At 72.0% G+C, this 16,662-nt stretch carries 14 protein-coding genes; 7 read left to right on the forward strand and 7 right to left on the reverse strand.

Annotation, left to right across the window (positions count from 1 at the left end; genetic code table 11):
- Window positions 1–56: 56 nt before the first annotated feature.
- Window positions 57–1,337: an acyltransferase family protein gene (locus tag ACIOFR_RS06955; RefSeq protein ID WP_400993044.1), complete on the forward strand. Its 1,281-nt coding sequence runs from the start codon at window positions 57–59 to the stop codon at window positions 1,335–1,337.
- A gap of 80 nt (window positions 1,338–1,417) precedes the next feature.
- On the opposite strand, the gene ACIOFR_RS06960 is transcribed toward ACIOFR_RS06955, so the two are convergent.
- From ACIOFR_RS06960 to ACIOFR_RS06985, 6 genes are all read right to left on the reverse strand, one after another.
- Window positions 1,418–3,445: a hypothetical protein gene (locus ACIOFR_RS06960; protein WP_400993046.1), complete on the reverse strand. Its 2,028-nt coding sequence runs from the start codon at window positions 3,443–3,445 to the stop codon at window positions 1,418–1,420.
- 279 nt (window positions 3,446–3,724) lie between these two features.
- Window positions 3,725–4,918: an elongation factor Tu gene (gene tuf, locus ACIOFR_RS06965; RefSeq protein WP_371497576.1), complete on the reverse strand. Its 1,194-nt coding sequence runs from the start codon at window positions 4,916–4,918 to the stop codon at window positions 3,725–3,727.
- A gap of 231 nt (window positions 4,919–5,149) precedes the next feature.
- Complete coding sequence (gene fusA / locus ACIOFR_RS06970; RefSeq protein ID WP_400993047.1) at window positions 5,150–7,255, reverse strand: elongation factor G; 2,106 nt, start codon at window positions 7,253–7,255, stop codon at window positions 5,150–5,152.
- A 39-nt stretch (window positions 7,256–7,294) separates the two neighbouring features.
- Window positions 7,295–7,765, reverse strand: a complete 471-nt coding sequence (gene rpsG, locus ACIOFR_RS06975) for a 30S ribosomal protein S7 (RefSeq protein WP_033822197.1) — start codon at window positions 7,763–7,765, stop codon at window positions 7,295–7,297.
- Between the two features lie 2 nt (window positions 7,766–7,767).
- Window positions 7,768–8,139, reverse strand: coding sequence for a 30S ribosomal protein S12 (rpsL, locus tag ACIOFR_RS06980; RefSeq protein WP_014144289.1), 372 nt, complete (start codon window positions 8,137–8,139; stop codon window positions 7,768–7,770).
- Window positions 8,140–8,563: 424 nt separating this feature from the next.
- Entirely contained in the window at window positions 8,564–9,205 is a 642-nt protein-coding gene (locus ACIOFR_RS06985) for a DUF1707 and DUF4190 domain-containing protein (protein ID WP_400993048.1), read from the reverse strand.
- A 244-nt stretch (window positions 9,206–9,449) separates the two neighbouring features.
- Between ACIOFR_RS06985 and ACIOFR_RS06990 the strand changes: the two genes are divergently transcribed.
- The 6 genes from ACIOFR_RS06990 (at window position 9,450) to ACIOFR_RS07015 (ending at window position 15,447) form a co-directional block, all read left to right on the forward strand.
- Entirely contained in the window at window positions 9,450–10,226 is a 777-nt protein-coding gene (locus tag ACIOFR_RS06990; protein ID WP_400993049.1) for an ABC transporter ATP-binding protein, read from the forward strand.
- The gene (locus ACIOFR_RS06995) at window positions 10,223–11,830 is read left to right on the forward strand and encodes a transporter (protein WP_400993050.1); all 1,608 of its coding nucleotides are present in this window, start codon (window positions 10,223–10,225) and stop codon (window positions 11,828–11,830) included. Before ACIOFR_RS06990 ends, ACIOFR_RS06995 begins: the two co-directional genes overlap by 4 nt.
- Before the next feature lie 117 nt (window positions 11,831–11,947).
- Window positions 11,948–13,240, forward strand: coding sequence for a DUF2786 domain-containing protein (locus tag ACIOFR_RS07000; RefSeq protein ID WP_400993051.1), 1,293 nt, complete (start codon window positions 11,948–11,950; stop codon window positions 13,238–13,240).
- Window positions 13,241–13,264: 24 nt separating this feature from the next.
- Window positions 13,265–14,290 carry an ADP-ribosylglycohydrolase family protein gene (locus tag ACIOFR_RS07005; protein ID WP_400993052.1) on the forward strand — a complete coding sequence of 342 codons (1,026 nt, stop codon included), beginning with the start codon at window positions 13,265–13,267 and terminating at the stop codon, window positions 14,288–14,290.
- Complete coding sequence (locus ACIOFR_RS07010; protein WP_400993053.1) at window positions 14,281–15,015, forward strand: VWA domain-containing protein; 735 nt, start codon at window positions 14,281–14,283, stop codon at window positions 15,013–15,015. The genes ACIOFR_RS07005 and ACIOFR_RS07010 overlap by 10 nt, the downstream gene beginning before the upstream one ends.
- Before the next feature lie 9 nt (window positions 15,016–15,024).
- A complete protein-coding gene (locus tag ACIOFR_RS07015; RefSeq protein WP_400993054.1) occupies window positions 15,025–15,447 on the forward strand; it encodes a DUF1801 domain-containing protein in 423 nt (140 codons plus the stop codon).
- A gap of 213 nt (window positions 15,448–15,660) precedes the next feature.
- Here ACIOFR_RS07015 and ACIOFR_RS07020 read toward each other — a convergent pair whose 3' ends face one another.
- Window positions 15,661–16,659 carry an ADP-ribosylglycohydrolase family protein gene (locus ACIOFR_RS07020; protein ID WP_400993055.1) on the reverse strand — a complete coding sequence of 333 codons (999 nt, stop codon included), beginning with the start codon at window positions 16,657–16,659 and terminating at the stop codon, window positions 15,661–15,663.
- Window positions 16,660–16,662: the final 3 nt, after the last annotated feature.

The following is a 16,662-nucleotide window of genomic DNA, read 5'->3' on the forward strand; positions in this document are numbered from 1 at the left end:
CCCCATCGAAGCGTCATCCGGCCGTCGGCCCGTCCCGACCGAGACTTGAGGAATCCATGAGACCGACCGGTCTGCTCCACTCCCGAGGCACGCTGGCAGAGCTCTTCTCGGGCCGTGCGAACAGCTTCGGGCTGCTGCGACTGCTGCTGGCCACCTCCGTGGTGGTCTCCCACGTGTACCCCCTGGGGTACGGCCACCTGGACCCGCTGTGGCTGCGCAGCGGCCAGCAGACCGACCTCGGCAAGATGGCGGTCGTGGGCTTCTTCGTACTGTCCGGGTTCATGATCACCGGCAGTGGCCGCCGGACCACCATCGGCCGCTACGGCTGGCACCGCGCGCTGCGCATCATGCCCGGGCTGTGGGGCTCGCTGCTGATCTCGGTGCTCGTGATCATGCCGCTGCTCTACCACTGGCAGCACGGCACCACGGCCGGCTTCTGGGACCACCCGCACGGTCCGCGCGCCTACCTGCTCGGCACCTGGAACACCTCGCTGAGCGGCGGCTGGGACGTCTCCGGCACGATCGCCGAGGGCATCCGGCGCGGGACCAACTTCGACCAGAGCGTCAACGGCGCCCTGTGGTCCCTCAAGTACGAGCTGCTCTGCTACGTCATGGTCGGCCTGCTCGCGGCCGGCGGCGTGCTGATGCGCGCCCGCCGGTTCGTCCCGCTGGCCGCGGCCGCGCTGTGGATCCTGATCCTCAACGACTGGATCAAGGCGACCGGGTGGCGCGGCATCCCCGGCGACATGAACACCTACGTGGACTTCCCGTTCCTCGGCGGCATGTCCACCCACTTCCTGATCCACCTGGGCTTCGCGTTCCTGCTCGGCGCCACCGTGCAGCTGTACCGGGAGCGCATCCCGATCCACGACGGCCTCGCCCTCGCCGCGCTGCTCACCCTCGCGGTGACCATGCGCTGGGGCGGCCTGTTCGTGATCGGCTACCCGGCCTTCGCGTACCTGCTGTTCTGGCTGGCCATCCGGCTGCCCAAGCCGTTCCAGCGGATCGGCCGCAAGCGCGACTTCTCGTACGGCATCTACATCTACGGCTTCACCGTGGAGCAGGCGCTGGCGATGCTCGGCTTCGTGAAGTACGGCAAGCTCGGCTTCCTCGCCTGCGCGCTGGCGTGCACCGTGGTCCTGGCCGCCTTCTCCTGGTACGCCGTCGAGGCTCCGGCGATGCGTCTGAAGGACTGGACGCCGCGCCCGATCGCCCGGTTCAAGGCCCGCGGTGGCGGGTCCGCGGGCGGTGGTGGCGGTTCGGCGGCCGGCGAGAGCGCCACGGCCGGCGCCGATCCCCGGCAGTCCGGCTCGGCGGCCGCCAGGGTCGGGGCCTGACGACCGGGAGTCCACCGGACAGCAGAGAAGGGCCGTGGGCCCGGGCGGATGCCCGGGCCCACGGCCCTTCTCTCGTGCTCTCAGCCCGCGAGCGGCGCGTCCAGCACGGTGATCTGCTTCCCGGTGGCCGGGGGGAGCTCACGCCGAAGGCGCTCGGCGATGGTCGGGTCGCCGACCAGCAGGGTCACCTTGGGGCCGGGAATCCGGCCGATCACCCGGGTCAGCGGGGCGAACGAGCTCCGGTACTGCTCCTCGCCGACCTGGTCGCCGCCGAGCCAGACGACCAGCAGCTCGTCGTAGGCCGCGGCGACGCCGCTGTCGCCCATCAGCGTGGTGGCGAAGAAGCTCACCCGCCAGTTCATGTAGCCGTTGCTGGAGTACAGCGCGATGACCGGCACGTCCGGGTCCACCCGCTTGAGGTCGCGGCGGATGATCGTCCGGGCCGGCGGGCCCAGGTCACCGGGCTTGATCTTGCTCCACAGCACCAGCTCGCTCTTCTGGAAGCTGGTCGGCGCACGGTCGACGGACGGCACGCCCCACTGGAAGCCGCCGAAGAGGCTGAGCGCCGTGGCCGACACGGCCACCGCGGCCGCGCCCTCGGTCCACCACCGCCGGCTGAGGGCCCGCGCCCACGGGCCGAACGGCCGCAGCAGGGCGCCGGCCGCACCGAGGCCGATCAGGCCGATCACCAGGACGCCGATCGCGAGCTTCTCGAAGTAGTACGACAGCGCGTCGATGGTGATCAGCTGCCACACCCCGAACGCGGTGGTGACCAGCGTCGCGCCGCCGAGGGTGAGGAGCAGGCTCCGGGAGACCCCCGACCGCCGGTTGCCGGGGAGCAGGCACAGCACGAGCACCAGCAGCACCAGGCCGACCAGCAGCGAGCGGTCGAACGAGAGGTACATCCCCGGCGCCTGGGTCTGCGCCGCGACGTCGAACTTGGCGGTCAGCGACAGCACGCTCGGGACCAGCGCGATCGCGGCGCCCGCCAGCTGCACCGCGTACAGCCGCAGCCGGTGGCGCCGCTGGCGCCGGCGGTAGACGACCGCCGCGGCCACCATCGCGATCGCCGGGAACGCGGCGAGGATGTTGTACGCGTAGCCGACCGTGATCAGCGCGGCCGCCGACACCAGGGCGTAACTGCCCCAGCCCATCGCGGGGCGGACGATCAGCGCGATCGACACGGTCATGAAGACCAGGCCGATGATCTGCGAGTCGAAGCCGACCCGGACCATGCCGGCCAGCGGGCTGGCGACGACGACGGCCGCGACGACGGTGCAGACCGCGGCCGTGCGCCAGCCGGTCAGCCGGGGCCCGCCGACCCAACGGGCGGCCCAGACGATGAGCGCGCACAGCGCCGCGAAGGCGACCAGCACGTACGTGTAGTAACGGGTGTAGGCGCCCACCGGGTCGCCCAGGTCGGCCGTGGACCGCACGAAGGTGTCGAACCAGGCCAGCAGGAAGTGCGACCCCTGCGGGTAGACCGCCTCGGTCGGCGTCTTCACCAGGAGCTTGCCCGCCTCCTGGTCCATGAACGGGAAGCCGCCGAGCTTGTGCACCGCGTCGAAGATCGAGAAGTGGATGAAGCGGTCCTCGACCGAGAGGATGTAGGGCAGTTGCTCGGTGGTGGAGCGTCCGGCCACCGGCCGGTGGATGTAGTGCCAGACCACCGCGCCGGTGCCGAGGATCACCAGGTCCGAGGAGCGCAGCCGCAGCGGCAGCCGGGGTCTGCGGCCGGTCAGCCAGGCCGAGACGGAGACCGCCGACAGGATCAGGCCGGCCGTGGGGACCGGTATCAGGGCCCACGACCCGGCCGAGAGCACCAGGCCCAGTGCGAGCACCGCGCCGCAGAGCACCAGCGTGGCGACGACGAGGCGGTCCAGGAGACCCCCGCCCACCCGCAGGACCGAGGCGATGGCCAGGACGAACACCGGGATCAGGACGATGTCCAGCTTCAGGGCGTCGAGCGCGGCCGGAAGGATCCAGGACGCCGCCAGGGCACCTGCCAGGAACCCCCACCGGCGCCCGCTCTTCGGCGCTTCCTCCGCCGGCCTGGTCAGCGGGGGGGCACTTGGACGTGCCGCCGTCCCCGGTAGCTGGGCCGTCATATTCCCACCGTCTCCTCAAGGTACCGACACTCGGAGGAGAGAACCCCCCGCGCAATGATCACATCTGGCGCTACCGCCCCGCCCCCGACAAAGAGGGGACCAAGAAACACCCTCGCTGTCGCCGGTCATGGTAGTCCAGCATCCCCGGCCGTCGTGTCGGCAGGGGTACCCGGTGGGCCGGTTGCGAACGGCCCGTGAAAGGCCGAGAGCCCCGCAGCGCCATACGGCACTGCGAGGCCCTCGGATCACCTGTTCGTCACAGGCAGGTCAGACCGTCAATTACTTGATGATCTTGGTGACCTGGCCGGCGCCGACGGTCCGGCCACCCTCACGGATGGCGAACTTCAGGCCCTCCTCCATGGCGATCGGCTGGATCAGCGCGACCGTCATACCGGTGTTGTCGCCCGGCATGACCATCTCGGTGCCCTCGGGGAGGGTCACGACGCCGGTCACGTCCGTGGTACGGAAGTAGAACTGCGGGCGGTAGTTGTTGAAGAACGGGGTGTGACGGCCACCCTCGTCCTTCGACAGGATGTAGGCCTGGGCCTCGAAGTCGGTGTGCGGCGTGACCGAACCCGGCTTGATGATGACCTGGCCGCGCTCGACGTCCTCGCGCTTGATGCCACGGAGGAGCAGACCGACGTTCTCGCCCGCCTGGCCCTCGTCGAGCAGCTTGCGGAACATCTCGATGCCGGTGACCGTGGTGGTGGTCTTGGTCTCCTTGATGCCGATGATGTCGACAGTCTCGTTGACCTTGAGGACACCACGCTCGATGCGGCCGGTGACGACGGTGCCACGACCGGTGATCGTGAAGACGTCCTCGATCGGCATCAGGAACGGGAGGTCGACCTCGCGCGCCGGGGTCGGGATGGCCTCGTCCACGGCCTCCATCAGGCCGAGGAGCTTCTGGCCCCACTCGGCGTCGCCCTCGAGCGCCTTCAGCGCCGAGACGCGCACGACCGGCAGGTCGTCGCCCGGGAACTCGTACTCGGAGAGGAGCTCACGGACCTCGAGCTCGACGAGCTCCAGGATCTCCTCGTCGTCCACCATGTCGGACTTGTTCAGCGCGACGACGATGTAGGGGACGCCGACCTGGCGGGCCAGGAGGACGTGCTCCTTGGTCTGCGGCATCGGGCCGTCGGTGGCGGCGACCACCAGGATGGCGCCGTCCATCTGGGCGGCACCGGTGATCATGTTCTTGATGTAGTCAGCGTGACCCGGGCAGTCGACGTGGGCGTAGTGACGCGCCTCAGTCTGGTACTCGACGTGCGCGATCGAGATGGTGATACCGCGCTGACGCTCCTCCGGGGCCTTGTCGATCTGGTCGAACGGCGTGAAGGGGTTGATCTCCGGGTACGCGTCGTGCAGCACCTTGGTGATGGCCGCGGTAAGGGTCGTCTTACCGTGGTCGATGTGACCGATGGTGCCGATGTTGACGTGGGGCTTCGTCCGCTCGAACTTCGCCTTCGCCACTGCAGTCCTCCTGAGGACAGTTCTGTACGCCGTACGACGTCAGTTGGTCTTTGATCGGGTTGGGTACGGGGCGCTGGGTTGCGCTCCATGCCGTCCCGCGGGTGGGGGCGGAGGGCCCCGGGGGGATCTGGGCAGATCCCCCCGGTTCACCTCCTAATAGCCTAAGGGGTTCCGAAACGTCCCGATTGCGGGAGGCTCCGGCCCGGGCAGGGAACCGGCGTGAGCCGGTCCTTACTCGCCCTTGGCCTTGGCGATGATGTCGTCCGCCACGTTCCGCGGAACCTCGGCGTACGAGTCGAACTGCATCGAGTAGCTTGCGCGACCAGAGGTCTTGCTGCGCAGGTCACCGACGTAGCCGAACATCTCGGAGAGCGGCACAAGCGCCTTGACGACGCGAGCACCGTGACGCTCCTCCATGGCCCGGATCTGGCCACGGCGGGAGTTGATGTCGCCGATCACATCGCCCATGTAGTCCTCGGGCGTGGTGACCTCGACGGCCATCATCGGCTCGAGCAGGGCGGGGGACGCCTTGCGGGCGCCCTCCTTGAAGGCCATCGAGCCGGCGATCTTGAACGCGAGCTCGGAGGAGTCGACGTCGTGCGAGGCACCGTCGAGCAGCGTCACGCGGACACCCTGGAGGGCGTAACCCGCGAGGACACCGAACTCCATGGCCTCCTGGCAGCCGGCGTCGACCGAAGGGATGTACTCCTTCGGCACGCGGCCACCGGTGACCTTGTTCACGAACTCGTAGCCCTCGCCGGACTCGAGCGGCTCGATCGCGATCTGGATCTTCGCGAACTGGCCGGAACCACCGGTCTGCTTCTTGTGCGTGTAGTCGATGCGCTCGACGGCCTTGCGGATCGTCTCGCGGTACGCGACCTGCGGCTTGCCGACGTTGGCCTCGACCTTGAACTCACGCTTCATACGGTCGACCAGCACCTCGAGGTGCAGCTCGCCCATACCCGCGATGATGGTCTGGCCGGTCTCCTCGTCGGTGTTGACCTGGAAGGACGGGTCCTCCTCGGCCAGCCGCTGGATCGCGGTGCCCAGGCGCTCCTGGTCACCCTTCGACTTCGGCTCGATCGCGACGCGGATGACCGGGGCCGGGAAGTCCATGGACTCCAGGATGACCGGCTGCTTCTCGTCGCTCAGGGTCTCGCCGGTGGTGGTCTGCTTGAGACCCATGACGGCGACGATGTCGCCGGCGCCCACCGAGTCGATCTCCTCACGCTTGTTCGCGTGCATGCGGTAGATCTTGCCGATGCGCTCCTTGCGGCCCTTCACCGAGTTGAGGACGGCGGTGCCGGCCTCAAGACGTCCCGAGTAGACGCGGACGAAGGTGAGCTTGCCCAGGTGCGGGTCGGACATGATCTTGAACGCCAGAGCGGCGAGGGGCTCGTCGTCCGAAGCCTGACGGACGATCTTCTCCTCGTCGTTGCCCGGCTTCGTACCCTCGATGCCCTCGATGTCGAGCGGCGACGGCAGGTACTTCACGACCGCGTCGAGCAGGGGCTGAACGCCCTTGTTCTTGAACGCGGAGCCGCAGAAGATCGGCGTGAAGGAGGAGTCCAGGGTGCCCTTGCGGATCGCGGCGATCAGCAGCTCCTCGGGGATGTCCTCGCCCTCCAGGGCGAGCTCCATCACCTCGTCGCTGACGTTCGACACGGTGTCCAGCAGCGCCTCGCGGTACTCGGCGGCCTTGTCGGCGAGGTCGGCCGGGATGTCGACGGTGTCGTACATCTCGCCCTTGGTCGCCTCGGGGGACCAGACCAGCGCCTTCATCTTGACCAGGTCGACGACGCCGACGAAGTCGGCCTCGGCACCGATCGGGAGCTGCATGACCAGCGGGGTGGCGCCGAGGCGGTCCACGATGGTCTGGACGCAGAAGTAGAAATCCGCGCCCGTGCGGTCCAGCTTGTTGATGAAGCAGATGCGCGGGACGCCGTAGCGGTCGGCCTGACGCCACACGGTCTCGGACTGGGGCTCGACACCGGCGACGCCGTCGAACACGGTCACGCCACCGTCGAGCACGCGCAGCGAACGCTCCACCTCGACGGTGAAGTCGACGTGGCCCGGGGTGTCGATGATGTTGATCGTGTTGTCAACACCCTCGAGGGTCCAGTGACAGGTCGTCGCGGCCGACGTGATCGTGATGCCGCGCTCCTGCTCCTGCTCCATCCAGTCCATGGTGGCAGCGCCATCGTGGACCTCACCGATCTTGTACGAGACGCCGGTGTAGAACAGGATCCGCTCGGTGGTGGTGGTCTTGCCCGCGTCGATGTGCGCCATGATCCCGATGTTGCGGACCTTGGCGAGGTCAAGGGAGGTTGCAGCCATGGTGGCTCGTTCTCTCTCTGTCTAGTGACGGGGTTGGGACTACCAGCGGTAGTGCGCGAAGGCCTTGTTGGACTCGGCCATCTTGTGGGTGTCCTCGCGACGCTTCACGGAAGCGCCCAGGCCGTTGCTGGCGTCGAGGATCTCGTTGAGCAGACGCTCGGTCATGGTCTTCTCGCGACGGGCGCGGGAGTAACCGACCAGCCAGCGCAGCGCCAGGGTGTTGGCGCGGCCCGGACGGACCTCGACCGGCACCTGGTAGGTGGCGCCACCGACACGGCGGGACTTGACCTCGAGGGTCGGCTTGACGTTCTCCAGCGCGCGCTTGAGCGCGATCACCGGGTCGGCGCCGGTCTTCTCACGGACACCCTCGAGGGCGCCGTAGACGATCCGCTCGGCGGTGGAGCGCTTGCCGTGCAGCAGGATCTTGTTGACCAGCGAGGTCACCAGCGGGGAGCCGTAAACCGGGTCGATGATGACCGGGCGCTTCGGGGCGGGGCCCTTACGAGGCATTCTTACTTCTCCTTCTTGGCGCCGTAGCGGCTGCGAGCCTGCTTGCGGTTCTTGACACCCTGGGTGTCGAGGGAACCGCGGATGATCTTGTAGCGGACACCAGGAAGGTCCTTCACACGACCACCGCGCACCAGCACGATGGAGTGCTCCTGCAGATTGTGGCCCTCGCCCGGAATGTAAGCGGTGACCTCGATCCCGCTGGTGAGGCGCACACGGGCGACCTTGCGAAGTGCCGAGTTCGGCTTCTTCGGGGTGGTCGTGTACACACGCGTGCAGACCCCACGGCGCTGCGGGGAACCCTTCAGCGCGGGAGTCTTGTTCTTCTCGACCTTGTCCTGCCGGCCCTTTCGGACCAGCTGCTGGATCGTAGGCACCGTTTCTCCGTTTTCTGTGTGCCAAGGCTGGGTGTAACTAACCTGCGGTGTTCCCTCCACTCACCGACCCACGCGGTCGGGTGTGTTGGGCCTCTTCGGGGGAAGAATCGCGGAATCCCATGAGCTGATGTGCAGCGACGGCGCGGGCGAAGCGGGATGAACCACTCCGCTGCAGCAGCCGTTGTGCTGGCACGCACAAGGACCCGGGGACACCCCAGGCACAAGGTCAGAGCCTACCTAGCGCATCGGCGAGGGTCAAAACAAATGCGTCGTCGCAGGTGGGAGCCTTCAGCGGGGCGACCGAGGACGCCTTTGCCAGGCCTACCACAGAACACCGCGGCCCGCACGCCGAGCCACGCCGACGGGGCCGCCCGGAGACGCTCGTCACGGCACCGCCGGCACCGCCGCCCCCCGCCGCGGCGGCTCAGGCCGCCAGCAGCGCGAGCAGGAAGATGAGCGCCCAGCCGCCCGTGCACAGCCAGCCGATCACCAGACCGGCCGTCGCCATCCCGTCGCCCTCCTCGCCGGAGGTCCGCAGCTGGTTCTTGGCGATGTGACCGGTGACCACCGCCGGGACGCCGCTCAGACCGGCCGTGACCAGGCAGGCCAGCCCCAGCACCAACGAGGCGACGGCCAGCCCGTTGGTGCGCCGCGGCATCATCACGGGCGGCGGCAGGAAGGTCTGCGGCACCAGCTGGACGGCCGGCGCGGCCACGAACGGCCCCGGCATCGGCCCGGCCGGCAGGTCCGCCACCAGGTGGCTGAGCTGCCCGTACGTCTGCGCCTGGTGCACGGCGTCGAAGCGCTGCGAGTACTCCTCGGCGGAGAGCCGGCCCTCCGCATAGGCGGCCTTGAGGACGTCGACGGTGCGCTCGCGGTCCGCGTGCGAGGCGCGCATCGCGGCCTGCATCGAGGCCTGCACCGCCGCCTGCGTCGGCGCGGGGGCCGGGGCGGGCTGGTACGCCGCCGGGTACTGCGGCGGCCCGTACCCGGGTGCGGGCAGCGGCTGCCCGTAGGACTGGGGGCGGCCCTGCTTCGGCTGCTGCCCCCACGGCTGTCCGGCCATACCGGCCACCTCCCGAAGCCCGGGCGCGTCGTGACGCCCCTTCCGTCGCGCGGCAATCGCGCTCCCTCAGGATGCAGGACGAACGGGTGGCCCAACTAGTTCGCCGCACAATCCGCCATTCGGGTCCGGCGGGGTCCGGTCGGGTCCGAACGCCCGGGGACTGCCGCCCGCTGACGCCCGGTGAGAGGCTGGGGCCACCGGATCCGCCCGTCCGCACGGGCCCAGCGCAGCAGGAGACCCCACCATGCAGGAGTCCGCACCGCCACCCGCCGTCGTCCTCCACGACCTGTGGAAGCGGTTCGGTCCGCAGACGGCGGTGGCCGGCCTCAGCCTCGACCTGCCGGCCGGCTCCTTCGTCGGCCTGGTCGGACCGAACGGGGCCGGCAAGACGACCACCCTGTCGATGGCCACCGGGCTGCTGCGGCCCGACGCCGGCAGCGTGCTGATCCACGGCGTGGACGTCTGGCGGGACCCGGTCGAGGCGAGGGCGCGGATCGGGATCCTGCCCGAGGGCCTGCGGATGTTCGAACGGCTGAGCGGCCGTGAACTCCTCCAGTACAACGGCCGGCTGCGCGGCCTGCCCGGCCCCGAGGTGGACCGCCGGGCCGGCGAACTGCTCGCCGTCCTCGACCTGGAGGCGGCCGGCGACAAGCTGGTCGCCGACTACTCCACCGGCATGCGCAAGAAGATCGGCCTGGCCGCCGCCCTGCTGCACAACCCGGACGTGCTCTTCCTCGACGAGCCCTTCGAGGGCGTCGACCCGGTCTCCGCACAGACCATCCGCGGTGTGCTCGGCCGGTACGCGGCCTCCGGCTCCACCGTGGTCTTCTCCAGCCACGTGATGGAGCTGGTCGAGCAGCTCTGCGACTGGGTGGCGGTGATCAGCGCCGGGCAGGTGATCGCCCGGGGCCCGCTGGAGACCGTTCGCGGCGGACGATCCCTGCACGCCGCCTTCCTGGAACTGATCGGGGTCCGCGAGGACGACGGTCGGTCCCTCGACTGGCTGGGCGGTGCCCGGTGACGACGGCGCTCCCCGCGGACCGGGCGGTGGTCCGCACCCTGGTGTCGCTGAAACTGCGTCTGCTCGCCAACGGCCTGCGGCGCAGCCCCGGCCGGCGGGCGGTGTACCTGCTCGGTTCCGCCCTGGGTCTGCTGTTCACCGCGGCGGTCGCCACCGCCGTGGCCTTCCTGCACGGGCACGCCGGCGCGGGGGACGCCGCCGTCCTGCTGGCCGCCGGGCTGACCCTGGGCTGGGCGGCCCTGCCGCTCCTCCTGTTCAGCGGGGACGAGAGCGCCGACCCGACCCGGCTGACCATGCTGCCGCTGCGGCCCGGCCCGCTGCTGCGCGGATCGGTGCTGGCGGCCCTGGTCGGGCCCGGCCCGGTGCTGTCGCTGCTGCTGCTCGCCGGCGGGGCGGTCGCCGCGGCCGGCGGCGCGGGCAGCGCGCCGTTCGCGGTGGTGGGCGTGCCGCTGGCGGTGGTCACGCTGGTGGTGCTCTCCCGGTCGGTCGCCGCCGGGAACGCCCGGCTGCTGTCCAGCCGGCGCGGCAAGGACTTCGCGATCTTCGGCGGGCTGCTGTTCGCGGTGCTGATCCAGGTCGGCAACCTGGCCTTCCAGAGCGCCTTCGGCCGGCCCGGCGCCACCCTCGACCTCTCCCCGATCGAGCCGTGGGCCGCGGCGCTGCGCTGGGTCCCGCCGGTCGCCGCCGTCGACGCGGTGCGCAGCGCCGGTGACGGCGCGTACGGCGTGGCGGTGGCGCAGCTGGCGCTGACGGCCGGTCTGCTGGCGCTGCTGCTGCGTTGGTGGCACGTCAGCCTGCGGCACCTGATGGTGACGGCGGACTCCTCCACGCTGGTGCGCACCCGCGGGGTGCGCGGGTCGCGGGCGTGGCGGCTGCTGCCGGACGGCCGGGCGGGCGCGGTGATGCAGCGCCACCTGCGGTACGCCTGGCGGGAGCCTCGGGCGAAGGCCGCGATCTTCACCAGCATCGGGATGGCGCTGGTGTTCTGCGTGCTGTCGGTGGTCCAGGGCTGGGCGTCGGTGTACGTGGTGGCGGCCGGCGGGCTGATGCTGGGCCTGCAGATGCTGAACCTGTTCGGGATGGACGGCTCGGCGTTCTGGATGGTCGCGGCCAGCCTGGGCACCCGGGCGCAGGCCCGGGACGAGCTGCGCGGCCGGGCGTACGCGGTGCTCGCGTACGCGGTGCCGGTGCTGCTGGTGCTGGGGTTCGGGCTGGCCGCCGCCACCGGGCAGTGGGGGTCGCTGGCGCCGGCGCTGGGGCTGACCCTGGCCGCGCTGGGGTCGGGGATCGCCCTGGGCGGGCTGCTGAGCGTGCTGGCCCCGTACGCGATGCCGGCGGACGGGAGCCCGATGCGCACGGCGGCGCCGGGGCAGACGGGGCTGGTGCTGGTGAACAGCTTCGGCTCGATGGTCGGGGGCGCGGTGGTGGCGCTGCCGGTCGGCGGGCTGCTGCTGTGGCTGCTGTCCGTCGACGGACCGGCGTGGACGGTGCTGGTGGCCGGGCCGCTGTACGGGGCGCTGGTGGCGGCGCTCACGCTGCGGTTCGCGGCCGGCCGGCTGCTGGAGCGGCTGCCGGAGATCCTGGCGGCCACCGTCGAGCGCTGAACCCGTGCGGGGGCCCGTCGCGGGCCGCCGACGGTTCGGACGGCTGAGGGTTCGGCGGCGGGCTGCGGCATCATGGCTGGGGTGCCCGGGTCCGGGCGCCGTGGCGAGCAGAGGCGAATGACCGTGGGCAAGCGCAGCAGGGACGACCAGGGAACGGCCGTCGACGGGCTGCTGGCGCAGGCGGTGCAGCAGGTGGTGGCGGCGCCGGCCGACCGGCTGGACCACGCGTTGGACGGCGGGGCCTCGCTGCTGGCGGCCTCCACCGAGCAGTGGCCGCACGTCAGCCGGGCCCTGCTGGGCCACGCCGAGCAGGCCGTCGGGCGGTGCTGGCGGGGCGGCTGGCGGCCGGCCGACCTGGTGCGGGTGGTGCGGCGGGCGCTCGGGCCGGTGCACCTGGCGCTGGCGGTGGACCTGATCGCCGCCGAGGGGCGGCGGCATCCGTCGGCGACCCTGGACCGGCGCTGGCAGGAGCAGCTGCGCGAGCTGGCCGCCGAGGTGTGGTGGTCCGGCGACGAGGCGTACCTGGGGGCGTTCGCCGAGCGGCACCGGCAGGACCGGTTCGCGCTGGCGACGGTGGCGCTGGAACTGCTGCGGGCCTGGACGCTGCTGCCGCCGATCGCGCCGGTGGGGCCGGTGCCGGGGCAGTCCCCGGTGCGGGCGGTCGGGCCGGTGGCTGGCGAGCCGCGGATGCTCGGACGGATCCGGGCGCTGCTGGCGAAGGCCGAGTCGACCGAGTTCCCGGAGGAGGCCGAGGCGCTGACCGCCAAGGCCCAGCAGCTGATGGCGCAGCACTCGATCGACGAGGCGCTGCTGGCGGCGGGCGCGTCGCACAAGGACGCCCCGGCGGCGCTGCGGATCGGGGTGGACAACCCGTACGAGAGCCCGAAGGCGATGCTGCTGGACGCGGTGGCCGCGGCGAACCGGGCGCGGGTGGTGTGGGCCAAGGAGTTCGGCTTCTGCACGATCATCGGCTTCGACGCCGACCTGGACGCGGTGGAGCTGCTCTACACCTCGCTGCTGGTGCAGGCCACCGCCGCGATGCACCGGGCCGGCAGCCGCCGGCACCAGGACGGCGCGCCGCGCACCAAGGCGTTCCGGCAGTCGTTCCTGGTGGCGTACGCGACGCGGATCCGGGAGCGGCTGGCGACCGCCACCGAGCAGACCGTCGAGCAGGCCGCCGCCGGACGGCACCTGCGCGAGGACGGCAGCTCGGAGCAGCTGGTGCCGGACGAGCGGCTGCTGCCCGCGCTGGCGGCGCGCGAGGAGGCGGTCGACGACGCGGTGGGGAAGATGTTCCCGAAACTCACCTCGCAGCGGGTGCGGGTGAGCGACGGTGAGGGCTGGGCGGCCGGCCGGGCCGCCGCGGACCGGGCGGCGCTGCACGGGCGCGCCGGGTCGATCACGCGTTAGGACGACGGACGACAGGGGTGGGGCATGACGACGGGTCACGCGGAGCGGGTGCGCGGGTCACTGCTGGGCGGCGCGGTCGGTGACGCGCTCGGCTGGCCGGTGGAGTTCCAGCGGCTGGACCTGATCAGGGAACGGTTCGGTCCCGCCGGGGTGACCGGCCTGAACGGGTCCGAGGTCACCGACGACACCCAGATGACGCTGTTCACCGCCGAGGGCCTGCTGCGCGGCGGCACCCCGGCCGCGGTGAAACTGGCGTACCAGCGCTGGCTGCTGACCCAGCGGCTGTCCGGCCCGGAGCGGGCACCGGACGGCTGGCTGCTGGGCCTGCCGTTCCTGTACGCCTCGCGGGCACCGGGCAACGCCTGCCTGAGCGGCCTGACCGAGTGGCCACGGTACGAACCGGCGGCGCCGCTCGGCCAGGAGGGACCTATCAACCCGCACTCCAAGGGCTGCGGCACGGTGATGCGTTCGGCACCGTTCGGGCTGCTGCGGCTCGGGCCGCAGCGCGCCTTCGACCTGGCCGCCGAGTGTGCCCAGCTGACCCACGGCCACCCGACCGGCTACCTCGCGGCAGGCGCCTTCGCCGCGCTGCTGGACCGGGTCGCGGACGGCGCGGAGCTGCGGGCGGCCGTCGAGCGGACGGTCGAGCAGACCGCCGGGTACCCGCGCGGCGGGGAGACGGTCGTGGCGTTGGAGCGGGCGATGCGGATCGCGGACGAGGGCGCGCCCGGCGCCGAGGCGGTGGAGCGGGTCGGGCTGGGCTGGATCGCCGAGGAGTGCCTGGCGATCGCGGTGTACGCGGCGCTGGCCGGCGCCGACGCCCGCGAGGCGCTGCTGCTGTCGGTGAACCACTCCGGCGACAGCGACTCCACCGGTGCGGTCTGCGGCAACCTGGTCGGTGCGGTGCACGGCGCGGCCGCGCTGCCCGCCGAGTGGACCGCCGCGGTGGAGGGCCGGGAGACGGTGCTCCAGGTCGCGGACGACCTGGCGGCGGTGGCCGCGGGCGCCGACCCGGCCGGCCTCGGCGGGAGGTACCCGGCGTGGGTCTGAGCCTGGAGAAGGTGTCGGCGGCCGCGCCCGGCCTGGTCAGCCTGTACAAGTCCGCGCAGGTCAGCCTGGACAAGGCCGGGCTGGGCGGCATCCGGGCCGCCGTCTACCTGGTGCTGGACCGCTCCGGCTCGATGCGGCCGTTCTACCGCGACGGCACCGTTCAGCACTTCGCCGAACAGGTGCTGGCGCTCTCCGCCCGGCTGGACGACGACGGCGTGGTGCCGGTGGTGTTCTTCTCCACCGGTGTGGACGGCGTCGCGGAGCTCTCGCTGACCGACTACCGCGGGCGGATCGCCGAGCTGCACGAGGCGTACGGCCACCTCGGCCGGACCAACTACCACCTGGCGATGAAGGCGGTGGTCGCGCACTACCAGCGGTCCGGCGCGGTCGACCCCGCTCTGGTGGTCTTCCAGACGGACGGCGGGCCGACCTCGCGGAGGGCGGCGCAGGAGATGCTCTGCCTGGCCGCCGAGCTGCCGCTGTACTGGCAGTTCGTCGGTTTCGGCGACCCGGAGGACCGGGAGTTCGCCTTCCTGCGCCGGATGGACGAGCTCCCGGTGCCGGCCCGGCGGCCGGTCGACAACGCCGGCTTCTTCCCGGCCGGCCGGGATCCGCGCCGGGTCGCCGACGGCGCCCTGTACGACCGGATGCTGGCGGGCTTCCCCACGTGGATCGACGCGGCCGGCGCGGCGGGGATCCTGCCGGGCCGGACCGGGACGCCCTAGCCTGGGCGGATGGCCGAGCCGAAGACCAGACCGACCGGCGCGAGCGTCGAGGAGTTCCTCGCCGCCGTGGCGGACGACCGCCGCCGGGCCGACGCCCGGGCGCTCTGCGCGCTGGTCGCGGAGGCGACCGGGGCGCCGCCGGTGATGTGGGGACCCTCGATCGTCGGCTTCGGCACCTACCACTACCGGTCGGTGAGCGGCCGGGAGGGCGACTGGCCGCCGGTCGGCCTCTCGCCGCGCAAGCAGGCGCTGACGCTGTACATCGCCGAGGGCTTCGACCGGCACGGTGAGCTGCTGGCCCGGCTCGGCCCGGTCACCACCGGCAAGGGCTGCCTGTACGTCAGACGGCTGGCGGCGGTGGACCAGGACGCGCTGCGCGAGCTGGTCACCGGCGCCTTCGAACGCCTGAACGGCACGACGGTCAGCCCTTAGGTCCTGCCTTCGGCACGGACCCGGGGGAAGCCTTGAACATCAGCACGTCCTACCGCGTCTCCTTCGAGGAGCTGCTCCGCGGCTCACGGCTCGGCCTGCGCCGCGGCGCCGAAGCGCGGCACGGACGCCGGGCGGCGGGACGCGCTCGCCGCCTTCGTCGCGGCCCTCACCGGCGTCACGCCGCCCGCGCGGCGGGAGCCCCTCCCCCGGGCGTCAGTCCCAGTGCGCACCGAGCTCCAGCAGCTCGTCGCGGTACTCGATCCGCGCCACCCAGTCGGCCGGCCAGGCCGCCTCGCCGTGCCGGGCGCCCGCGAAGGCGCCGGTCAGGCAGGCCAGCGAGTCGGAGTCGCCGGAGGAGTACGCCGCGCGGCGGACCGCCGCCACCGGGTCGTCCGGCAGCAGCAGGAAGCACAGCAGGGCCGTGCCGAGGGCCTCCTCGGCGACCCAGCCCGCGCCGGTGATCTCGCACGGGTCGGTGTCGAGCGAGGGCCTGGCGAGCGCGGCGTCCAGCCGGTCGAGCTCGAACAGGCACTCGTCCCAGCCGCGGGCCGTGAACTCCTCGGGCGCGTGGTCGTGCGCGTGCGCGGCCAGGTCGCCCAGCCAGAACGCGTCGTAGTGGGTGCGGTTGGCCCGGGCGTGCGCCCGCAGCAGGCCGGGCAGGTCCGCCGGCTCCGTGCCGGCGGCCAGCAGCCGCACGGTGAGCGCGGTGAGCTCGCTGGCGGCGAGTGCGGTCGGGTGGCCGTGCGTCAGCGCGGACTGGAGCCGGGCCGCACCGGAGAACTGACGGTCGGTGAGGCCGGGCAGCAGGCCGACCGGGGCGACCCGCATGTTGGCGCCGCAGCCCTTGGAGCCGAGGTCGCTCGCCTCCTGCCAGCGGCGCCCGGGACGGCTGAGCCGCTGGCAGGCCCGCAGGCAGGTCATCCCGGGGGCGCGGTTGTTCTCCGGGGAGCGCCACCAGTCGACGAACTCCTCGCGCACCGGCCGCTCGACCCGCAGCGGGGTCAGCGGGCCGCGCTCCGCGGCGGTGCGCAGCCCGCGCGCGAGGGCCAGCGTCATCTGGGTGTCGTCGGTGACCCGGGCCTGCTCCGGCAGCGGGAGTTGCCGCCAGTCAGGGCAGGAGGCGGCGATCTCGTCCATGGTCCGGAACTCGGTCGGATGCCCCAGCGCGTCCCCGATCGCCAGGCCCAGCAGGGTGCCCGTCGCCCGCCCCATCAC

Source organism: Kitasatospora sp. NPDC088346 (assembly GCF_044740765.1).
GTDB lineage: Bacteria > Actinomycetota > Actinomycetes > Streptomycetales > Streptomycetaceae > Kitasatospora.